Origin of the sequence: Celeribacter sp. HF31 (assembly GCF_011806455.1) — a bacterium.
Lineage (GTDB): Bacteria > Pseudomonadota > Alphaproteobacteria > Rhodobacterales > Rhodobacteraceae > Celeribacter.
This window is the reverse complement of sequence record NZ_JAATOT010000004.1, coordinates 479,140-501,049: the sequence shown is the minus strand read 5'-3', so window position 1 is coordinate 501,049 and position 21,910 is coordinate 479,140. Positions and strand designations below refer to the sequence as shown.

Below are 21,910 nucleotides of genomic sequence, written 5' to 3'. Positions count from 1 at the left end.
AAAGACATGATCCAGATTCATTGTCCTTATTGCGGCGAAACGCTTCCGGAACTGGAATTCGCCTACGCGGGCGAGGCCCACATCGACCGTCCGGTCAGCCCCACGGAGCAGACCGACGAAGAATGGGCCGAGTTCCTGTTCATGCGGCAAAACGTCAAGGGCCCGCATTTCGAACGCTGGCGCCACGTCCACGGCTGTGGCCGGTTCTTCAACGCGGTCCGCAACACCATCACCGACCGTTTCTACACCACCTACAAAGCCGGTGAGCCGCGTCCCGATCTCGCCACGCTTCTGGAGGAAGACAACAAATGAGCACTTACCGCGTACGTGGCAAAGGGCGCGTCGACGCCTCCAAGCCGATCGTTTTCACCTTTGACGGCAAACCCTACACCGGTGTGAAAGGCGACACCGTCGCCTCCGCGCTTCTGTCGCATGGCGTCCACCTGATGGGCCGGTCGTTCAAATACCACCGCCCGCGTGGCGCCATCGCGGCCGGTTCCGAAGAGCCCAACGCGCTCATCGGCACCCGGCGCGGCGCTGGCCGTTTCGAGCCGAACACCCGCGCCACCGTTCAGGAGATCTGGGAAGGTCTGGAGACCACCTCGCAGAACAAATTCCCGAGCCTGAAATTCGACGTGGGCGCCGTGAACGACGCCGCCTACATGATGTTCTCGGCCGGGTTCTACTATAAAACCTTCATGTGGCCGCGGTCTTTCTGGGACAAGGTCTATGAGCCTTTCATCCGTGCCGCTGCCGGTCTGGGTGTCTCCCCGACCGAACACGACCCGGACACCTATGCCTCGCGCAACCTCTACTGCGATCTGTTGATCGTGGGCGCCGGTCCCGCCGGGATCGCCGCCGCGCGCGAAGCTTCGGGCAAAGGTCTGTCGGTTGTGCTGGTGGATGAGAACGCCGAAATGGGCGGCTCGATCCTGTCGGAACCGCAAGCCAAGATCGAAGGCAAGACCTCCTGGGATTGGCTCTCGGACGAGCTCGCGGATCTCAAAGCGGCAGGCGTCAAGCTGATGACCCGCACCACCGCGATTGCCTATTACCACGAGAACCTGATCGGTCTGGTCGAGAAACTGACCGACCACCTGCCGACGCTTCCGGCCGACACCCCGCGTGAGCGGATGTGGCGTGTGCGCGCCAAACAGGTCGTTCTGGCCCAGGGTGCTCTGGAAAAACCGCTGGTGTTCCACGGCAACGACCGTCCGGGCGTGATGCTCGCGGGGTCTGCCCAGACCTACCTGAACCGCTACGGCGTCAAGGTCGGCAACAGCCCGGTCGTCGTCACCTCGCATGACAGCGCCTGGTATGCCGCGTTCGATCTTCAGGATGCGGGCGCTTACGTTCAGGCCATCGTCGACACCCGTGCGCAGGTCCGTCAGGACCTTCAGGCCGAGGCCCGTGCGCGTGGCATTCCGGTGAAACTGTCGCACACTGTGACGGCCACCGGCGGTCGTCTGCGCGTCAACAATGTGCGCGTGAACCCGCTCTCCGGCACCAATGTCGGCGCTGGTCAGTGGATCAAATGTGACGCCCTTCTGATGTCCGGTGGCTGGACCCCGTCCCTGCACCTGTTCTCCCACACCAAGGGCAGCCTGACCTGGGACGACGATCTCACCACCTTCTTGCCGAAAGACACGCCGGAAGACTGCGTGATCACCGGCGCATCGCGTGGCCTTTGGGGCACCGAGGCGGCTCTGCGTGACGGGGCAACCCGTGTGGGCGAGGCTCTGGCCAAACTGGGCGTCGAAGCCACCGCGACCGAGTACACCGTGGCGGACGACCGCACCGGCTCCGGCGTGATGATGCGCGAACTGCCGACGGATCGCAGCCCGGGCAAGGCGAAAGCCTTTGTCGACTTCCAGAACGACGTGACCGCGAAAGACCTGCGTCTTGCTGTGCGCGAGGGCATGCGCTCCATCGAGCACGTCAAACGCTACACCACCAACGGCATGGCGACCGACCAAGGCAAGATGTCCAACATCAACGGCCTCAACATCGCCGCCGACGCTCTGGGCAAAAAGCAACCGCAGGTGGGTCTGACGACCTTCCGTCCGCCCTACACGCCGACCACCTTCGGGGCCTTCGCGGGCTATCACCGCGGTGAGCATTTCGAAGTGGTGCGCAAAACGCAGATCGACGGTTGGGCCGAAGAGAACGGTGCTGTGTTCGAACCCGTGGGCCAGTGGCGCCGTGCGCGCTACTTCCCGAAAGCGGGCGAGACCATGGATCAGGCCGTGACCCGCGAATGTGCGGCGACGCGGGCTTCCGTAGGCATCTTCGACGCTTCCACGCTGGGCAAGATCGAAGTCGTCGGGCCGGATGCGGCCGAATTCGTCAACCGCATGTACACCAACCCGTTCCTGAAACTGGCGCCGGGCAAATGTCGCTACGGTCTTCTGCTGGGCGATGACGGCTACATCCGCGACGACGGCGTGATCGCCCGTGTCGAGGAAGACCGGTTCCACGTAACCACCACCACCGGTGGCGCAGCGCGTGTGCTGAACATGATGGAAGACTACCTCCAAACGGAATGGCCCGATCTCAACGTCTGGCTGACCTCCACCACGGAGCAATGGTCCACTGTTGCGCTCAATGGTCCGAACGCCGCCAAACTGCTCGCGCCCTTCGTCGAAGGCATTGAGCTGACCGAAGAGGCTTTCCCGCATATGTCTTGCGTGAATTGCACCGTGGCAGGCTACCCGGCCCGTCTGTGGCGCGTGAGCTTCACCGGTGAGATCGGCTTTGAGATCAACGTGGCAGCACCTTACGGTCGCGATCTTTGGGAAAAACTGTGGGAGGCGGGTCAGAAATACGACATCACCGCCTACGGCACCGAGACCATGCACGTGTTGCGCGCCGAAAAAGGCTACATCATCGTCGGTCAGGACACCGATGGCACCGTCACCCCGCAGGACGCGGGTATGGATTGGGCCGTCGGCAAGAAGAAAGCCGACTTTGTGGGCATGCGCGGTCTCAAACGCCCGGACCTCGTGGCAGAAAACCGCAAACAGCTCGTGGGTCTTCTGACCGAAGACAACAGCTGGCTCGAGGAAGGCGCTCAGATCGTGTTCGATCCGAAACAGCCGATCCCGATGACCATGCGCGGTCACGTGACCTCGTCCTACAATCAGGGCACGACCGGTCGTCCGATCGCTCTGGCCGTGATCGAAGGCGGGCACTCGAAGATGGGCGAAACGGTCTACATCCCGATGCCGGATCGGACCATCGCCGCAAAAATCACCGGGACCGTGTTCTACGATCCCGAAAACAGCCGCCTGAAAATCTGATCGGAGGTCAGACATGTCCAAGCATATCTCTTCTCTGGCCCCCTCGGTCGTGGTGGATACCGCTGCTGCCCGTGTGGCCGTCTCGCAACTGATCGGGCGCATCTCTCTGCGCGCCCGGACCAATGAAAACGGTGGTGATCTTGCCGCTGTCGGCAAAGCCATCGGCCTCGAGCTTCCGACCCAGATCGGCACCCGCGCCAAGGCGGAAGGCATCGAAGCCGCCTGCCTCGGCCCGGACGAGTGGACCGTTCTGGTCCCGCTCGGCCAGATCGAAAAAGTAGAGGACGCTTTGGCGGCCCTCTACCCCTCCCTGCCGCATTCGATGACCGACATCACCGGGCGCGAAGTGACGCTCACCATCGAGGGTCCGCAGGCCGCCGAGCTTTTGAGCATCGGCGCGCCCCGTGACATCGCCTCGATCAAAGTGGGCCAGGCCCGCCGCATGCTTTTCGACGGCGCGACCGTCACTCTCTGGCGCGACTCTGACACCAGCTTCCGCATGGATGTCTGGAACAGCTTCGCGTCCTTCCTTGTCACAACCCTTGAGACCGGCGCGAAAGAACTCGCGGCCGAACTCGCCTGAACCTGAAGGATCACCCGCATGTTTGACCGCCTGCAAAAATACGAAATCGCAGACGCCGACATCGCCTCCGCCATTGGCGAGGAACTGGAGCGTCAGCAGACCCAGATCGAACTGATCGCCTCCGAGAACATCGTGTCCCCGGACGTGATGGCGGCTCAGGGCTCTGTTCTGACCAACAAATACGCCGAAGGGTATGTCGGCAAGCGCTACTACGGTGGCTGTGAGTTCGTGGACAAGGTCGAGGCCGTGGCCATCGACCGTCTCAAACAACTCTTCGGCGCCGAATACGCCAACGTGCAGCCGCACTCCGGCGCACAGGCCAACCAGGCCGTGTTTCTGGCGCTTCTGCAGCCGGGCGACCGCATCATGGGTCTCTCGCTGGCCCACGGTGGTCACCTGACCCACGGCTCGCCTGTGACCATGTCCGGCAAATGGTTCGATGTCGTCTCCTATGAGGTCGACCCCGACACCCACCTGATCGACATGGAAAAAGTGCGTGAGAAAGCGCTGGAAACCAAGCCGAAGCTGATCGTCGCCGGTGCCTCCGCCTACCCGCGTGTCATCGATTTCGAAGGCTTCCGCAAGATCGCCGACGAAGTGGGGGCTTACCTCATGGTCGACATGGCGCACTACGCCGGTCTGATCGCGGGCGGCAAATACCCGAACCCGGTGCCGCACGCCCATGTGACCACCTCCACCACCCACAAGACCCTGCGCGGTCCGCGGGGCGGCGTGATCCTGTCCAACGACGAAGCGATCGCGAAGAAACTGAACTCCGCCGTCTTCCCGGGCAACCAGGGTGGCCCGCTGATGCATGTCATCGCCGCGAAAGCCGTGGCTTTCGGTGAGGCGCTTCAGCCGTCCTTCTCCGACTACGCCGGCCAAGTGATCGAGAACGCGAAAGCTCTGGCGGACGTGTTGAAAGTCGGCGGTCTGGGCATCGTCTCCGGTGGCACCGATTGTCACATGGTCCTCGTCGATCTGCGCCCCAAAGGCGTGACCGGCAAAGTGGCCGAAATCGCGCTCGAACGCGCTGGTCTGACCTGCAACAAGAACTCGATCCCGAACGATCCGGAAAAGCCCTTCGTGACCTCCGGCATCCGTCTCGGCACCTCTGCGGGCACCACGCGTGGGTTCAAAGAGGCCGAGTTCGAACAGATCGGCTCGCTGATCCTTAAGGTCCTCGACGCCCTGTCGAACAATCCCGAGGGCGACGCGGCCGTCGAGGCCGAAGTGCTGGCCGAGGTGAAAAAACTCTGCGCCGATCACCCGATCTACGGCGCCTGATCCTGTCGCGGCCTCCCGTGTGGGGCCGCGACACACCACACCGAGTTGATCTCTGATCTGAGGGGCCTGACGTTTATGCGCAGGCCCCGATTTGCGAAAGGCACCACCATGTTCCTCTCCGTCTTCGACGTTTTCAAAATCGGCATCGGCCCCTCTTCGTCGCATACGATGGGGCCCATGGTCGCCGCGCACCGCTTTATCGAGGATCTGCGCGCTGGTAAGGGCAAATATCCGGGCTGTGGGCCGCTGTCGCGCCTGTCGGCCACGCTCTACGGCTCGCTGGCGTTCACCGGCAAGGGCCACGCCACAGACCGTGCCGTGATCCTTGGGCTTTGCGGGCAATTGCCCGACACGCTCGATCTCGATCAGGCCGACGCGATGGAACAGGCGGTCTATGACGACAAGAAAATCGCCCTCGACGGTCTGCCGGAGCTGGATTTCAACCCGAAGGTGGATCTCGTGTTCGACTACGGTCCGGCGCTTGAGGGTCACGCCAACGGCATGATCCTGCGCGGCCATGACAAGGACGGCAACATCTACTACGCCCAAACCTATTATTCGGTCGGCGGCGGCTTCATCATGACCGATGAGGAGCTGGAAGCCTCCAAAACCGGTGTGTCTCTGCACGACGAAAAAGAAGCACTGAACTTCCCCTACCCCTTTGGCACGGCAAAAGAAATGCTCGCCATGGGGCTAGACGCGGGCAAGTCGATTGCCGAGATGAAACGCGCCAATGAGCGCAAGGTGCATGGCGCCGATCTTGAACCGAAACTCGACCGTCTGATTGAGACGATGAACGAATGCATCGACCGCGGCCTGTCCCAAGACGGCATCCTGCCCGGCGGGTTGAAGGTCAAACGCCGCGCCAAATCCATCCATGAATCGCTCAAGGCCGAACAGGGTCTCAACATCACCGCGCCCCATGTCGCCAACGACTGGATGAGCGTCTACGCCATGGCGGTGAACGAGGAGAACGCGGCGGGTGGCCGGGTTGTGACCTCTCCCACCAACGGGGCAGCGGGCGTCGTGCCGGCTGTGATGCGCTACTACCGGATGCATTGCCAGGGCGCGACAGACGCGAAGCTCAAGGACTTCCTGCTGGTCGCCGCCGCCATCGGCGGGTTGATCAAGCACAACGCCTCGATTTCCGGCGCCGAAGTGGGGTGTCAGGGTGAGGTCGGCTCGGCTGCGGCGATGGCGGCGGGAGCGCTTTGTGCGGTGCTGGGCGGCACCAACGAACAGGTGGAGAATGCCGCCGAGATCGCGCTTGAGCATCACCTCGGAATGACCTGCGACCCGGCGGCGGGTCTGGTTCAGGTGCCCTGTATCGAACGCAACGCGCTTGGCGCGATCAAGGCGGTGTCGGCGGCGTCCCTGTCGCTGCGCGGCGACGGCACGCATTTCATGCCGCTCGACAACTGTATCCAGGTGATGTTGGAAACCGGGCGCGACATGAACCTCAAATACAAAGAGACCTCCACCGGGGGGATCGCTGTGAACCTGCCCGAGTGTTGAGGGCACTTCGTTTGAGACGAAAAAAAGGGCGGCCAACTCTGGCCGCCCTTTCTGTTTCTGGTCGGGTCAGGCTCAGCTCGCCTTGAGCATGCCATGCGGGTCGAGCACGAATTTCTTCGCGGCACCGTGGTCGAAGGCCTCATAGCCCTTCGCCGCATCCTCAAGCGAGATCACCTGTGCGTTCACGATGTCCGCGATCGGCAGACGGCCGTGCAGGATCGCCTGCATGAGCTGACGGTTGTATTTGAGAACCGGGGTCTGGCCGGTGTGGAAGCTCTGCGCCTTGGCCCAGCCGAGCCCGAACCGCAGCGACAGGCTGCCCACCTTAGCGGCTTCATCGGTCGCGCCCGGATCTTCGGTCACGTAGAGGCCCGGAATGCCGATGCTGCCCGCCACGCGGGTGATGTCCATCATCTGGTTGAGCACGATGGCCGGCTGTTCACCGCCCGAATGCCCGCGCGCCTCAAAGCCCACGGCGTCGATGGCGGCGTCCACTTCGGGGCTGCCGGTGATCTCGGCGATCATGTCGCCCAGACGGTCGCTCTGGTTCAGATCGACCGGAACAAAGCCCATCTTGGCGGCGTGATCGAGACGTTCCTTGTTGAAGTCGCCGATCATCACGATGGCGGCGCCAAGGATTTGCGCCGAAGCCGCCGCAGCCAAACCGACAGGACCCGCGCCCGCAACATAGACCACGGAGCCCACGCCCACACCGGCCTGAACCGCACCGTGGAAGCCGGTGGGCAGGATGTCGGAGAGCATGGTGAGATCGGTGATCTTCTCCATCGCCTGATCGCGATCCGGGAATTTCAACAGGTTGAAATCCGCGTAGGGCACCATGACATAGCGCGCCTGACCACCAACCCAGCCGCCCATGTCGACATAGCCATAGGCGCCGCCAGCACGTTCCGGGTTCACGGTGAGACAAACGCCGGTGTCTTGTTCTTTACAGCAGCGGCAACGGCCACAGGCGACGTTGAACGGCACGGAGACGATGTCGCCGACGTTCAGCATCTCGACATCGGAGCCTTTTTCGATCACCTCACCGGTGATTTCGTGACCGAGCACAAGACCCTCGGGCGCGGTGGTGCGACCCCGGACCATGTGCTGGTCGGAACCACAGATGTTGGTGGAGATCACTTTCAGGATCACCGCATGTTCAAGCTTGCGCCCGTCGGGGGCGGCCATCACCGGATCTGCGATGGATTGGACCTCGACCTTGCCGGGGCCCATGTAGACGACGCCTTTGTTGGAACTCATAACTTTCCTCCCATTTCTTCATAGCAATGCGGTTTCAGGATCAGGCCGCTCCGTCCTCCCGGAACTGCCCGCCCGCAAATGGACCTCGCAAATACGGTCCATGCGTCCGACCAGAAGAGCGCGGCAAGCCCCTGTGGCGCGCGGAGAGATGCGGCGAAACCGGGGAACAACTGCGTCACAAACGCAAACGCGCCCGTCCAGGCGGAAGGGCGCGTAGCTATAGTATAACACAGTTGGCGATCAAGATCGCCCGGATGGGCCAGCTTAATGCGCCGCCACCCCCCGCAGACGCTCGGACCGGCGGCGCAGGATTTCCACCGTGGTCAGAAGCGAGATCGAGATGATCACGAGGATCGTCGCCACGGCCAGAATGGCAGGGCTGATCTGTTCGCGGATGCCGCTCCACATTTCGCGCGGGATGGTCTGTTGATCGGGGCCCGCGATGAAAAGCACGGCGACCACTTCGTCAAAGGAGGTGACAAAGGCGAAGAGACCGCCGGAGATCACGCCCGGCAAGATGAGCGGCATCACCACTTTGAAGAACGTCCGGCGCGGGTTGGCGCCGAGGCTGGCCGACGCCCGGATCAGCGACTGGTCAAAGCCCGACATGGTCGCCGTCACGGTGATGATCACGAAGGGAATGCCAAGCGCTGCGTGGGCCAGAATGACGCCCGTATAGGTCGAGGTCAGGCGCCCGCAGTCCATGCCGACGATGGCGCAGGGGTTGGAATAGAAAAAGAACATCCCAGTTGCGACGATGATGATCGGCACGATCATCGGGCTGATCAGGATCGCCATGATCGTCCGGCGCCAGGGCATTTCGGGGCGCGCCAGTCCGAGGGCCGCCAAAGTGCCCAGAACGGTCGACAGGATCGTCGCCCAGAAACCGATGATCACGGAGTTCTTCGCCGCTTTCACCCAATCCGCATTGTGCCACAGATCGGACCACCAGGCGGCATCGCGCACCGCCTCATGGGCCTGCATCCCCGTGGTCAAAAGCGAGTCGTACCAGCGCAGGCTGTAGCCTTCGGGATCGAAGCTGAGCATCTTCTCGGTATAGGTGAAATAGGGTTCCGCGTTGAACGAGAGCGGCACGATCACCAGGATCGGCGCGATCAGGAAGATGAACACGAGGACACAGATCGCCAGATAGGCGTAGTGCCAGGCGCGTTCGAGCGGGGAGGCGTAGGTTGGCAGGGCCATCAGTCTCTCTCCTTAACCGAGTTTCAGTTTGTCGATGCCGATCAGGCGATCGTAGAGCCAGTAGAGCACCAGGACGCCCACCAGAAGCATGGTCGCCAGAGCCGCTGCCATGGACCAGTTGGCCTTGGTCATGTGGAACTGCACCATGTTGGAGAACAGCTGGCCGTCAGCGCCACCGACAAGCGCGGGGGTGATGTAATAGCCAACCGCGAGGATGAAGACCAAGAGCACGCCCGCACCGATGCCGGGAATGGTCTGCGGCAGGTAGATGCGGCGGAAGGTGGTCCAGCTGGTGGCGCCCAGAGAGCGTGCGGCTCGGGTGTAGCTGACCGGAATAACGCGCATCACGGAGTAGAGCGGCAGCACCATGAAGGGCAACAAGATGTGCACCATGGCAATGATCGTCCCGGTCTGGTTGTAGATCATCTGCAGGCGGCCATCGTCGCCGAGGATGCCCAGCGCCACGAAGATGTCGTTGATCACGCCCTGGCCTTGCAACAGCACGATCCAGCTAGTGGTCCGCACCAAGAGCGAGGTCCAGAAGGGCAAAAGCACGAGGATCATCAAGAGGTTCGCCTTGGCCATCGGCAGGGTCGCCAAGAGATGCGCAATCGGAAAGGCCAGCACCAGGCAGATCGCGGTGATCACGCCCGCAATCAGGAAGGTCTTGATGAACAAACGGAAATAGATGCGCTGGTTCTCATCGACCTTGGTCAGCTTGCCGTCCGCGTCGCGTTCCAGATCGAAAGCGATGGTGTAGAAGTCAAACGTCCAGGGGCTGGCCGCTGAGCGCATCGCGTTCCAGACCAGCGGGTCGTCCCAGTCTTCGTCCAGCTCAAGCATCGCCGCCATATAGGGCGGCTCCAATTTGTCCGCGCCACGTGCCGCCTTGGTGAACATCGAGCGCGTGCCGGAGACCACATAGTTGATCCGCGTGCCCGCATCGCCCGCCGCCCGCGTCTCTTTCATCAGCACGAGATCGGAGGCCAGCGCCGCAAAGGCGGCCTCATCGGGCGCTGTGCCTTTCGGGTTCTCGGCAAACCACTCGGTTAGCGCCGGGACGGATTTGGAGAACTGATCGTTGTAGACCGAGCGTTGCAGCATCTGGCCGATCGGCACGGCGAAGCTGATCAGAATGAACAGCAGCAAAGGCAGCACAAGGAAAAATGCGCGGCGTTTGGCCCGGGCCTGGGCCGAGGCCAGCGCGGCCTTGAGCGGGCGCCCGTCCGCGGTGGTCAACTGAGAGGCGACGTCAGACATCCTGTTTCCTATCTTTATCTTGGCGCCGGAGCTGCGCGGGGAACGCGCTCACGGCCGTGTCAGAACACGCGTCAAATTTCGGGTCTTGGGGGACCGGCGAAAGAGCAGAGGTAAAGCTCTTTCGCCGGTCTGCCGGGGACAAGGGGAGGGAGCCCCCGGCAACACTTTCAAATCCTGAGACAGGATCAGTTGGCGAGGAGCCAGGCGTTGAAACGCTCACCCAGCTCGGTTTCGCGGTCGACCCAGAACTCGGCGGAAGACGCCAGAGCGTTGGTCATGTTGTCCGGGTAGGTCGGCAGGTTCGGCGCCATCGGGATGTCGGTGCCGTGCACGTTGCCCACCAGCGGTGCTGCGGATTTACGCGGGGTGCCGTAGGAGATGCGCTCGGAGAAGCTGGCGGATTGCTCGGACGAGGTGGCGTATTTGATGTAGTCCATCGCGGCCTCGGCGTTCGGCGCGCCTTCCGGGATCACATAGCCTTCCCACTCATAGACCTGACCGTCCCAGAGCACTTCGAAGGGTTTGCCTTCGTTGACGGCGGCGTTGAAGATACGGCCGTTGTAGGACATGGTCATCACGACTTCACCATCGGCCAGAAGCTGCGGCGGTTGTGCCCCGGCTTCCCAGTAGATCGCGTCGTCTTTGATGCTTTCGAGTTTCGCAAACGCGCGATCCACACCTTCGTCGGTGTCGAGCACGTCATAAACCTCGGAGGCCGGCACGCCATCGGCCATCAGCGCCATTTCCAGAACCACTTTCGGGCTCTTCAACACGCCGCGTTTGCCCGGGAATTTCTCGGTGTCAAAGAAGTCGGCGATGGAGGACGGGGCCTCACCTTCGGCATATTGCGACGCGTCAAACGCCACGGCGGTGGCGTAAATATCGTTCGGGATCATGCATTCGCTGAGCGTGCCTTCGAGGAAGTCTTCTTCCGCAGGCGTGCCATCGACGCCGTCCGGCAACAGGGAGGCGTCGATCGGCATCAGCTGGCCTTCGTCACACAGACGCACGGCATCGGAGAGGAGGAACAGAGCGACGTCGGTGGTGACGTTGCCAGCATCCACCTGGGCTTTCACCGGGGTCGCCGGGTTGTCGGCGTCCACGGAGACGACACCGATGCCGCTCTCTGCGGTGAAGGGCTTGTAGTAGGCTTCGTTTTCAGCGGCGGCGTAGGACCCGCCCCAGCTCATGATGGTGATGTCCTCGGCCAGAGCCGGGAGCGCCAGGCCGCCAAGCGCGGTGGTCAGGGCCAAAAGAGTCTTTTTGTTCATGTTGGTCTCCATGTTGGATCAGGATGAAATGCGGAGGGGTGCCTTTCGCATCTATGGCCTCGCCCCGGCCCTGAACGCCCGGGCGAAGAAACTCAGATCATGTCGAGCGCGCGCGCATCGAGCGGGTTCCAACCGATGCGGATGCGCTGGCCCGGGGTCAGGGGCATCTGGTCGATGGTGTTGCGACATTTCACGACGAATTCGTCATGACCGGCCACCCGCATCCGGGTGCGCAGAATGTCACCCATGTAGATGACTTCGAGCACCTCAGCGTCGATGGTATGGGCGCCTTCGGGGATAAGTTCGGGTTTGAATTCAACGCGTTCGGGGCGGATCGACACGAGGGTCTTTTCCCCCTTGGCTTTCACGTTCACGGCGGTGGCATCGATCAGCTCGCCATTCTCGAGACGCACCACGGCCCGCTCACCATTGAGCTCTTCGACAACCCCCGGCAGCTTGTTGTTCTCGCCGATGAAGCCCGCGACAAAGCTGTTGTCGGGACGCTCATAAAGCTCGGCGGGCGGCGCGAGTTGCTGGATGCGGCCATCGTTGAACACCGCGACGCGGTCGGACATGGTGAGCGCTTCGCCCTGATCGTGGGTCACATAGACCACGGTGATGCCGAGGCTTTCGTGCAGGTGTTTGATCTCGAACTGCATGTGTTCCCGCAGCTGTTTGTCGAGCGCGCCCAGAGGTTCGTCCATCAGCACGAGTTTCGGGTCGAACACCAATGCGCGCGCCAGAGCGATCCGCTGTTGCTGACCGCCGGACATCTGCGCCGGACGACGGTTCGCGAAGGCGCCCATCTGCACCATATCGAGCGCGCGTTTGATTTTCGCCTCGCGCTCGGACTTGCCCATGCCGCGCACTTCGAGCGGGAAGGACAGGTTTTCGCCCACGGTCATATGCGGGAAAAGCGCGTAGTTCTGGAACACCATGCCGATGCCCCGTTTGTGCGGCGGCACCTGGTTGATCGGTTTGCCGTCGAGGCGGATCTCACCATGGGTGGCGGTCTCAAAGCCTGCGAGCATCATCAGGCAGGTGGTCTTGCCCGACCCCGACGGCCCGAGCATGGTCAGGAATTCACCCTTGGCCAATTGCAGATTGAGGTCTTTCACCACGAGGGTCTCACCGTCGTAGCTTTTCTGTACATGTTCGAAAGACACGAACGCGTCGTCGCGGGATGCCGCCATGACCCAAACTCCCCTGAGTTTTTGTTGTTGAGCCATCGTATGCCGCCCTCTGGAGCGGCCCGTGGCCAAGAATTTCAGGGAATATTGAGAGAAGGCCGAAGCGCAGGGAGTAGCCCTGCGTCATTACCCCAGCATTATTGCGTCGAAGCTCTGGGCGATATGCCGCAGGTTTCACCAAATGTTCATTTTTTACGCCAAGCGCGCTCAGAAAAAGAACGATTGCGACCATTTTCCAGGCAGGAAATTAATCTTCCTGGGTCGGTCCGGCGCGAAATGCCTGCGGCGTGTCGCCATAACGGCGCCGAAACATGCGACTCAGATGCGAAGAATCACAGAAACCGGCATCGACCGCGATCCGTGCGATGGACTTCTGCGACTTCTCGATGAGATGCTTGGCAAAGTTCAGGCGCATGTCGAGAAAGGCCGCCTGCGGCGAGGTATTGAGCGCCAGACGGAAGTGCCGTTCGACCTGGCGTTTGCTGTTGCCCATGCGCTGCGCGATGTCCTGCACCGTGATCGGCGTGTCGATATTCTGCTGCATCAACAAGAGCGCGCGCTGCACGATCGGGTCCTGGGTCTTGAGATCGAGCGGCAGGCCGGGCTGCGGTTTGTCCTCTTGCAACGCGTCGTCGATGATCATGATGTGCAGGCTCTTGCTGGCCTGCGCGCGGCCCACATGCTTGTCCACCAGATAGGCCGCGAGATGCGCGGAACTCGCTCCGCCCGAACAGGTCAGGCGATCTCTGTCCACCACGAAAATCTGATCCGCGACAGGGTTCAGACCCTCGAATTGCTCAAGGAAATCAGAGTGATGGAACCAGCTCACACAACAGCGATAGCCATCCAAAAGCCCCGCCTGGTGCAAAAAGAACGCGCCCGTGCAGACCCCGATCAGCGGGATATTCGCCTCCGCCGCCTGTTGCAGAAACCGGTGATAGGCCTGGCCCAGAGAGGGCGTTTCATCCATCAAACCGCCGATCACGACAATATAGTCAAAGCGCCGCGGGTCGCCGAGGCGTTCCTTGGGCTGCACCGTAATGCCGCTGCTCGACGCGACCGGGTCCATGGTGTCCGACAAGACGGTCCAGTCGCAGAGAATCGGCCGACTGCGGTCGCCCTCATCGGCGGCCAAGCGCAGGACATCGACGAAATTGGCAAAGGCACAGAGCGTGAACCGGCGCGCAAGGATAAAGCCCACCGACAGGCGCGGCCCCTCCGTGCGCGGTTTTTGCGCCCGCAACGTGGTGCTGCGCGGCAAAGCGGATGAGTCGCGGCCAGATGGCTCTCGGGAGGACGGAGTCGTCATCTTTGTCTCTCCAAACAGGAAACCCCAGATTTCCTGTCGTAGCGATAATCTTCGATTGACGCAATCATTCTATTTTTCGACGCAAAAGTCGTCATATTGCCCAGCACGATCAGAAATCCGGTCGTCATGACGAGGACGCGAGTCGGGAGACCGACGAAAACTCCGAGAGGTCAGGGATCACGAACCGCCATCTTTCATGGCCCGTCGCACGTTCGCGCGCCCCGCTTAGCCTCTCTGTTTCATCCCTCGCCCGGCATCGGATTTGTGAAGGTAAACCTGGCTGGACCGGGAACGCCACCGGGGGCATCGCTACGGCACCTTGCTCCCTTATCTTGGAAATAATGCAAAGGCCTCGCACCGGGGCCCGCGCCCGAAACCTCACCATTCGGGCCGACAGAGAGGGAAAAATGAAAGTACTCGTTCCTGTAAAGCGGGTGGTCGATTACAACGTGAAAATCCGTGTCAAAGCGGACAATTCCGGTGTCGAACTCGCCAACGTCAAAATGTCCATGAACCCCTTCGACGAGATCGCCGTCGAAGAAGCCGTGCGCCTGAAAGAAGCGGGCAAGGCCGATGAGGTCATCGCCGTTTCCGTAGGCCCCGCACAGGCGCAAGACGTTCTGCGCACCGCGCTCGCCATGGGCGCCGACCGTGCCATTCTCATCACCGTTGACGGCACCACCGAGCCGCTGACCGTTGCCAAGCTCCTCAAAGGCGTTGCCACCGAGGAAGAGGCCGGTCTCGTGATCCTCGGCAAACAGGCCATCGACGACGACGCCAACCAGACCGGCCAGATGCTCTCCGCGCTCTTGGGCTGGTCGCAGGGCACCTTTGCCTCCGAGGTTGACCTTGGCGACGGCTCCGCGAAAGTCACCCGTGAGGTGGACGGCGGTTTGCAAGCCATCGAGATCAAACTCCCCGCCGTGGTCACCGCCGATCTGCGTCTCAACGAGCCGCGCTATGCCTCTTTGCCGAACATCATGAAGGCCAAGAAAAAGCCGCTCGATCAAAAGACCCCCGCCGATTACGGCGTGACGGTCGAGAACCGCCTGAACGTGTTGCGTGTCGAAGAGCCCGCACAGCGTGAGGCCGGGATCAAAGTCGCCTCCCCCGCCGAGCTGATCGAAAAGCTCAAAAACGAAGCTGGCGTGATCTGAACGTAGGGACCTGAACACATGGCTATTCTTCTTTTTGCAGAACATGACAACGCGACCCTGTCGGACCAGACCGCCAAAGCTCTGACCGCAGCGTCTCAAATCGGCGGCGACGTCGACATCCTGATCGCGGGCAAGGACGCCTCTGCCGCAGCCGACGCCGCCGCCAAACTGGCCGGTGTGCGCAAGGTGCTCGTCGCTGAAAGCGATGCGCTGGCCGAGCGTCTCGCCGAAGCTTCCGCAGCCCTGATCGTCTCGCTCGCGGGCGACTATGACACCATTCTGGCGCCTGCCACCACGACCGGCAAAAACGTGCTGCCGCGCGTCGCTGCCCTTCTGGACGTGATGCAGGTCTCCGAGGTGATCGAAGTGGTCTCCGCCGACACCTTCAAACGTCCGATCTACGCGGGCAATGCCATCGAAGTGGTGCAGGCGACCGACGCGACCAAGGTCCTGACCGTCCGCACCGCCGGGTTTGCCGCCGCGGGCGAAGGTGGCTCCGCCGCCGTCTCTTCCGTGGATGCGCCCTCTGAGGGCAGCGATCTGTCCAGCTTTGTGCAGAACATCCTGTCCGAGAGCGACCGCCCGGAACTGAACTCCGCGAAAATCATCGTCTCCGGCGGCCGTGCGCTCGGCTCCGACGAGAAGTTCAACGAGGTCATCACGCCCCTGGCCGACAAACTCGGCGCCGCCATTGGCGCGTCGCGTGCGGCCGTGGATGCGGGCTATGCCGCCAACGATCTTCAGGTCGGTCAGACCGGCAAAGTCGTGGCGCCGGATCTCTACATCGCCTGCGGCATCTCCGGGGCGATCCAGCACCTTGCCGGGATGAAGGACAGCAAAATCATCGTGGCCATCAACACCGATGAGGATGCGCCGATCTTCCAGGTCGCCGATTACGGCATCGTTGGCGATCTCTTCGAGATCGTGCCTGAGCTTGAGCGTCAACTCTGACGCTCACCCATCAGACATTTATGAACGGAACCAATCCAATGAGCTCCAATTCCTACACCCTGCGCATCGCCTGTGACGACCAGCCGGGCATCGTCTCCGCCGTCACCACCGCCATGGCGTCGCGTGGCGCGAACATCGCCGAATCCAACCAGTTCTGGGACCGCAAGACGAACAAGTTCTTCCTGCGCATGTCCTGCCTCTTCCCCGAGACCATCGAGCGCGATGCCATCGAACTGGCTCTGAAACCCTCCGTCGATCGGTTCAATCTGAACCTCAAGATCGCGGACGAGACCCGCAAGCCGAAGATCATCATCATGGTGTCGAAATTCGACCACGCCATGTTGCACCTTCTCTACCAGATCAAAACCGGCTGGCTCGACGCCGAAGTGGTGGCCATCGTGTCGAACCACGAAGACGCCCGCAAAGTCGCCGATCAGGAAGGCATCCCGTTCCACTGCTGGCCGGTGAACAAGGAAAACAAAGCCGAGCAGGAAGAGAAACTTGCCGCTCTGGTTCAGGAAACCGGTGCCGAGCTGGTGATCCTCGCCCGTTACATGCAGGTGATCTCCAACGAGCTGTCGACCCAGCTTTTCGGCATGATCATCAACATCCACCACTCCTTCCTGCCAAGCTTCAAAGGCGCGAAGCCCTATCATCAGGCTTACGACCGCGGCGTGAAACTCATCGGGGCGACCGCGCATTATGTGACGCCGGATCTCGACGAGGGCCCGATCATCGAGCAGGAAACCGAGCGCGTCACCCACACCATGTCCGCCGAGGATTTCGTGGCCACCGGTCGCGACATCGAGTCCCGCGTCTTGGCCCGTGCAGTGAAATACCACCTCGAAGGCCGCGTCATGTTGAACGACCACCGCACCGTCGTCTTCACGCCGTAATTCCCTGTCCGGAAGGGGTCCAGCCGGTCCCCTTTTCGCTTTTTCTAAGGAGGTGCGTTCATGACCGCACAAATCATCGACGGAAAGGCCTTTGCAGCCGGGCTTGGGGATCGCATCGCCGAAAAAGCCGCCGTTTTCACCGAAAAATCGGGCCGCGCGCCCGGTCTGGCCGTGGTGCTGGTGGGGTCGGACCCGGCCAGCGAAATCTATGTCCGCTCGAAAGGCCGCATGGCCCGCAAGCTGGGCATGGAGAGCTTTGAGCACACGCTGCCCGAAGACACGACGCAAGAAACCCTCATGGAGCTTGTCGCGCAACTCAATGCCGACGAGACCGTGGACGGCATCCTCGTGCAACTGCCCCTGCCCCGTCACCTCGACAGCCTCCAAGTGATCGAAGCCATCGATCCCGCGAAAGATGTCGACGGTCTGCACCCGCTCAGCGCTGGCTATCTGGCTTCCGGCCTTCCCGGTCTGGTGTCTTGCACACCGCTAGGCTGTCTGATGCTTTTGAAGGACCAGCTCGGGTCTCTGTCGGGTCTCGACGCCATTGTCGTGGGCCGGTCGATTTTGGTCGGCAAACCGATGGCACAGCTTCTTCTGGCTGAGAACTGCACCGTCACCATGGCGCATTCGCGCACGGCGGATCTGCCGGAGAAAGTCGGCAAGGCGGATATCGTCGTGGCCGCTGTCGGTCAGGCCGAAATGATCAAGGGCGAATGGATCAAGCCGGGCGCCACCGTGATCGACGTGGGCACCAGCCGCGTCATCCGCGACGGCGAAAAGCACCTCGTGGGCGATGTCGATTTCGGCTCCGCCGCGACCCGCGCCCGCGCCATCACGCCGGTGCCCGGCGGGGTCGGGCCGATGACCATCATGACGCTCATGCACAACACGCTGATCGCGGCCTACCGCAGAAAAGACTATGATGTGCCGGAGCTGGGTGCATGACACCACGCCGTGATATAGCTTACGGCACAGATTTTGGCCGCGCGGGGGGAGATTTCCTCCGCGCGGCTGTCGTCGGTTTCGGGGCCGACCGTTTCCCCCGTAGATCCCGGCGCGCCCTCCCCGCGCCATCCACAGACAAGCACCTCGAAAAGAAGGATTGAGAGATATGTCTTCGTTCCCCAACAGGGCCAAAGTCGTCATCGTCGGTCTCGGCGGCATCGTCGGCGCCTCCGTGGCGCATCACCTCATCGAAAACGGCTGGGATGATATTGTCGGCATCGACAAATCCGCCGTCCCCACCGACATCGGCTCCACCGGCCACGCGTCGGACTTTTGCTTTGCCACCAGCCACGATCTGTTGAGCACCTGGAGCACCATGTACTCGATGGATTTCTACGAGAAGATGGGCCGCTACTCCCGCATCGGCGGCATCGAAGTGTGCCGCAAAGGCGACGAGGACCGTCTGACCGAGCTGAAGCGCCGCTGTGACTCCGGTCGTGCCTTTGGCTCCAACGTGAAGATGATCACGGCGGCCGAAGCCAAAGAGAAATTCCCGCTTCTCGAAGAAGACGAGATCGAATGCGCCATGTGGGACCCGGATGCCGGTCTCGTTGTGCCGCGTTCGCAAGCCGTTGCAGGCGAATTGATCGACGCTGCCGAGAAATCCGGCAAGCTCAAGGTTTTCGCCAATACCCCCGCTCTGGAACTTTTGACCGAGAACGGTCGCGTCACCGGTGTGAAAACCCACCGTGGCACGATCATGGCCGATTACGTTGTGGTCTGTGCCGGTCTTTGGGGCCGTTTGATTGCCGAAATGGCGGGCGAAGACCTCCCCGTGATGCCGGTCGACCACCCGCTGACCTTCTTCGGGCCCTATGATGAATTCGCGGGCACCGGCCTCGAGATTGGTCGTCCGCTTCTGCGCGATCAGGGCAACTCCGCCTATATGCGCGACACCGGCGACCCATCCACCACCGAGGGTGGCCAGATGGAATGGGGCTACTACTACGAGAAAGACGTGCGCATGGTTCACCCGCGCGACATTCTCGAGAAAGAAGAGGCCCGCATGGGTCCGTCCATGCGCGATTTGAGTTTGGAGGACGTGATCGAGCCGCTTGAAAAAGCCATGGAGCTGACGCCGATCCTGGCCGAGCTTGGGTTTAACGAAGGTCACTCCTTCAACGGTCTATTGCAAACCACCACCGATGGCGGCCCGTCCATGGGTGAAAGCCGCAAGCTGCGTGGGTTGTGGTATGCCGTCGCGATCTGGGTCAAAGACGGCCCCGGCATGGGCAAGCTCATCGCCGACTGGATGACCAAAGGCCGCACCGATGTGGACCACAACGGCATCGATTACGCCCGTTTCAGCGACTACCAGCTCACCGAAGACTGGATCTGGGGCCGTTGCGAAGAAACCGCTGCCAAGATCTACAACCCGCCGGTTCACCCGCGCGAGCCCTTCGCCAACGGTCGCGGCGTGCGTCGGTCGCCCTTCTACGAGCGCGAGGTTGAACTGGGTGGCTACTTCATGGAGCTTGGCGGCTGGGAACGGGCCCACGGCTACGCGGCCAACGAGCATCTTCTTGAGAAATACGCCGATCAGGTGCCTGTGCGTGAGGCCGAATGGGACAACCGTCACTTCTGGCGCGTCTCCAACGCCGAACAGCTTGAGATGTCCGCCGATTGCGGCATCATCAACCTGTCGCACTTCCACATGACCGACATTTCGGGTCCCGATCATGTCGAGCTGATGGAATACCTCTGCGCCGCGAAAATCGGGGGCGACAACAACATCGGCAAGGGGATTTACACCCATATGCTCGATTCCGAGGGCATGGTCCGCGCCGACTTTACGGTGTTCCGCATGGAAGACCGTTGCCGCCTCGTGAACGGGGCCGACGCCGGTCCGCGCGATCTCATGTACATGAAGCGTATGGCCGAAGACCGCGGTCTCGACGTGACCATCACCGAGACGACCGAGGACTTCACCACCATCGGCATCTGGGGTCCGAATGCGCGTGAGAACCTGAAAAAGGTTGTCGCCGATCCGGACATGCTGGACATCGAGAACTTCCCCTTCGCGGCGATCAAAACGATCGAGATCGCAGGCAAGAAAGTCTCCGCCTTCCGCATCTCCTACGTGGGGGAACAGGGTTGGGAACTTCACATGCGCTACGAGGACGGTCTGGCCGTTTGGGACGCGCTGCGTGGTGTCGGCGTGATGGCCGTGGGTGTTGAAACCTATGCCAACTCCCGTCGTCTGGAGAAATCCCTGCGCCTGCAGAACGCCGATCTGAACACGATGTACAACCTCTACGAGGCCGACCTGTCGCGCCCGAAAGTGAAAGAGGCGGACTTCGTGGGCAAAGAGAAGCATCTCGAATACCGTGCCCGCGAACAGCAACCGGCGATGCTCTGCACGCTGGTGATGCTCGAGCACACGGACAAAAACGGTGTGAAGCGCTACCCGAACACCACCATGCCGGTGATGGACCCGGAAACCGGTGAGGTTCTGATCGACGAGCTTGGCCGTCGTTCGTTCACCTCTTCGGTGGCTTACGGTCCGAGCGTGGGCAAGAACATCGCTCTGGCTTACCTGCCGAAAGAGTATTGTGAAGTGGGTCGGACGCTCCACGTCACCTATCTCGACGAGACCTACCCGGTCGAGGTCGCAGGTGTCGGCTACGCGCCGCTTTACGATCCGGAAAACTCCAAACCGCGCAGCTAAGGCACGCCGTTTCCGGTCACATAAAAGGGGCGCTTTAGGCGCCCCTTTTTCTATGCCTGAATCTCCGCGCTTCAGAAGGGCCGGACGACATTCCCGGAATAGAAAAACACACCCATCCCGAGGGTAAAAAGCACATTGCCCGCAATGGCATGCAGCACCACCGCCAGAGGGAAAGATTTGCGCACCTCACCCGCTGACCTCCTGCTGGTCGAAGAGCAAGACGGGCAAGAAGCATCCTTATTATATGTGCTTCCACAAGGGCTGTTCCTCCTACCGCAAATCCATTCGCCGCGATGTGATCGAAGGCGAGTTCGCCGTTCTGCTCAATGACATCACTCCGTCACCTGCGAAACTCTCAATTGCCAAGCGCATGTTCAGTGCCGCTTGGAATGATCGCTAGGACCGCGCCCGCGAAAACGCGGCGCTCTATGCTCAGAAGATCAAGGAACTGAATGCGCAGGTCGAATCGCTGCTCTCCCGCTTGATGGAGGCGGACACCAGCACAGTCATCAAGGCGTATGAGAAGAAGATCGGGCAGATCGAACAGGAAAAGCTACTGCTAGCCGAAAAGGCGGAGCAAACAGGCAAGCCGAAAGCAACCTTCGAGCAAATGTTCGAACTCGCGATCCGGCTTCCCGCAAGCCTTTGGAAAGTCTGGGAAACAGGTCGCTTCGACCTACAACGACTCGTGCTCAGACTGGCCTTTGCAGACCGCTTGGCCTACTGCCGGACTGAGGGGTTTCGAACCCCGGAGGTTTCGTTTCTGTTCAAAGTATTACGGGGAGAATCCATGCCGGATTGCAAAATGGCGGAGACGAAGTCCGCCACATTAAATCTTTAACTATTTGTCTTTTTTGTACTTATTGAATTTATCTGGATTTTATACCACATAAAATACCACTCAAGATCAGAAATTGAGGCTTTTCCACTCAAAGTGGACTGGAAGTCCGATGCGCCCTCGTCTCACTTTCGCTCACTCTAAACCACAATAGGGCTTTGCATCGGAGCCCGCGCAGGGGCTTAAACAGACCCACTACGAATAGCAAGTAGAAG

At 61.2% G+C, this 21,910-nt stretch carries 18 protein-coding genes; 12 read left to right on the top strand and 6 right to left on the bottom strand.

Annotation, left to right across the window (positions count from 1 at the left end; all coding sequences use genetic code 11):
• Positions 1 to 6 precede the first annotated feature (6 nt).
• The 5 genes from HCZ23_RS11450 (at position 7) to HCZ23_RS11430 (ending at position 6,684) form a co-directional block, all read left to right on the top strand.
• On the top strand, positions 7 to 312 hold the full coding sequence (locus tag HCZ23_RS11450; protein ID WP_167601837.1) for a sarcosine oxidase subunit delta: 306 nt from the start codon (positions 7 to 9) through the stop codon (positions 310 to 312).
• Positions 309 to 3,299: a sarcosine oxidase subunit alpha gene (locus HCZ23_RS11445; RefSeq protein WP_167601836.1), complete on the top strand. Its 2,991-nt coding sequence runs from the start codon at positions 309 to 311 to the stop codon at positions 3,297 to 3,299. Before HCZ23_RS11450 ends, HCZ23_RS11445 begins: the two co-directional genes overlap by 4 nt.
• A 13-nt stretch (positions 3,300 to 3,312) precedes the next feature.
• Positions 3,313 to 3,882, top strand: a complete 570-nt coding sequence (locus HCZ23_RS11440; protein ID WP_167601835.1) for a sarcosine oxidase subunit gamma — start codon at positions 3,313 to 3,315, stop codon at positions 3,880 to 3,882.
• A gap of 18 nt (positions 3,883 to 3,900) precedes the next feature.
• Positions 3,901 to 5,169, top strand: coding sequence for a serine hydroxymethyltransferase (glyA, locus tag HCZ23_RS11435; protein WP_167601834.1), 1,269 nt, complete (start codon positions 3,901 to 3,903; stop codon positions 5,167 to 5,169).
• 108 nt (positions 5,170 to 5,277) lie between these two features.
• Positions 5,278 to 6,684: an L-serine ammonia-lyase gene (locus HCZ23_RS11430; RefSeq protein WP_167601892.1), complete on the top strand. Its 1,407-nt coding sequence runs from the start codon at positions 5,278 to 5,280 to the stop codon at positions 6,682 to 6,684.
• A 72-nt stretch (positions 6,685 to 6,756) separates the two neighbouring features.
• Here the strand turns inward: HCZ23_RS11430 and fdhA are convergent, their stop codons facing one another.
• From fdhA to HCZ23_RS11400, 6 genes are all read right to left on the bottom strand, one after another.
• The gene (gene fdhA, locus HCZ23_RS11425; protein ID WP_167601833.1) at positions 6,757 to 7,944 is read right to left on the bottom strand and encodes a formaldehyde dehydrogenase, glutathione-independent; all 1,188 of its coding nucleotides are present in this window, start codon (positions 7,942 to 7,944) and stop codon (positions 6,757 to 6,759) included.
• Positions 7,945 to 8,208: 264 nt separating this feature from the next.
• Positions 8,209 to 9,147: an ABC transporter permease gene (locus HCZ23_RS11420; RefSeq protein ID WP_167601832.1), complete on the bottom strand. Its 939-nt coding sequence runs from the start codon at positions 9,145 to 9,147 to the stop codon at positions 8,209 to 8,211.
• 12 nt (positions 9,148 to 9,159) lie between these two features.
• Complete coding sequence (locus HCZ23_RS11415; RefSeq protein WP_167601831.1) at positions 9,160 to 10,407, bottom strand: ABC transporter permease; 1,248 nt, start codon at positions 10,405 to 10,407, stop codon at positions 9,160 to 9,162.
• Between the two features lie 185 nt (positions 10,408 to 10,592).
• On the bottom strand, positions 10,593 to 11,678 hold the full coding sequence (locus tag HCZ23_RS11410) for an ABC transporter substrate-binding protein (protein ID WP_167601830.1): 1,086 nt from the start codon (positions 11,676 to 11,678) through the stop codon (positions 10,593 to 10,595).
• A gap of 92 nt (positions 11,679 to 11,770) precedes the next feature.
• Positions 11,771 to 12,871 (bottom strand): ABC transporter ATP-binding protein, encoded by a 1,101-nt coding sequence (locus HCZ23_RS11405; protein ID WP_167601829.1) that lies wholly within the window; start codon positions 12,869 to 12,871, stop codon positions 11,771 to 11,773.
• A 244-nt stretch (positions 12,872 to 13,115) separates the two neighbouring features.
• Positions 13,116 to 14,177, bottom strand: coding sequence for a GlxA family transcriptional regulator (locus HCZ23_RS11400; protein WP_167601828.1), 1,062 nt, complete (start codon positions 14,175 to 14,177; stop codon positions 13,116 to 13,118).
• 407 nt (positions 14,178 to 14,584) lie between these two features.
• Between HCZ23_RS11400 and HCZ23_RS11395 the strand changes: the two genes are divergently transcribed.
• The 7 genes from HCZ23_RS11395 to HCZ23_RS11360 all read left to right on the top strand — a co-directional run bounded on the left by HCZ23_RS11395 (position 14,585) and on the right by HCZ23_RS11360 (position 21,698).
• Positions 14,585 to 15,334 carry an electron transfer flavoprotein subunit beta/FixA family protein gene (locus HCZ23_RS11395; RefSeq protein WP_167601827.1) on the top strand — a complete coding sequence of 250 codons (750 nt, stop codon included), beginning with the start codon at positions 14,585 to 14,587 and terminating at the stop codon, positions 15,332 to 15,334.
• Positions 15,335 to 15,352: 18 nt separating this feature from the next.
• Positions 15,353 to 16,285: an electron transfer flavoprotein subunit alpha/FixB family protein gene (locus HCZ23_RS11390; protein WP_167601826.1), complete on the top strand. Its 933-nt coding sequence runs from the start codon at positions 15,353 to 15,355 to the stop codon at positions 16,283 to 16,285.
• A gap of 38 nt (positions 16,286 to 16,323) precedes the next feature.
• Positions 16,324 to 17,181, top strand: a complete 858-nt coding sequence (purU, locus tag HCZ23_RS11385; protein ID WP_167601825.1) for a formyltetrahydrofolate deformylase — start codon at positions 16,324 to 16,326, stop codon at positions 17,179 to 17,181.
• Between the two features lie 60 nt (positions 17,182 to 17,241).
• On the top strand, positions 17,242 to 18,129 hold the full coding sequence (folD, locus tag HCZ23_RS11380; RefSeq protein WP_167601824.1) for a bifunctional methylenetetrahydrofolate dehydrogenase/methenyltetrahydrofolate cyclohydrolase FolD: 888 nt from the start codon (positions 17,242 to 17,244) through the stop codon (positions 18,127 to 18,129).
• Positions 18,130 to 18,295: 166 nt separating this feature from the next.
• Positions 18,296 to 20,857, top strand: a complete 2,562-nt coding sequence (locus HCZ23_RS11375; RefSeq protein WP_167601823.1) for an FAD-dependent oxidoreductase — start codon at positions 18,296 to 18,298, stop codon at positions 20,855 to 20,857.
• A 244-nt stretch (positions 20,858 to 21,101) separates the two neighbouring features.
• On the top strand, positions 21,102 to 21,257 hold the full coding sequence (locus HCZ23_RS11365) for a hypothetical protein (RefSeq protein ID WP_167601822.1): 156 nt from the start codon (positions 21,102 to 21,104) through the stop codon (positions 21,255 to 21,257).
• 84 nt (positions 21,258 to 21,341) lie between these two features.
• Positions 21,342 to 21,698: a hypothetical protein gene (locus HCZ23_RS11360; protein WP_167601821.1), complete on the top strand. Its 357-nt coding sequence runs from the start codon at positions 21,342 to 21,344 to the stop codon at positions 21,696 to 21,698.
• Positions 21,699 to 21,910: the final 212 nt, after the last annotated feature.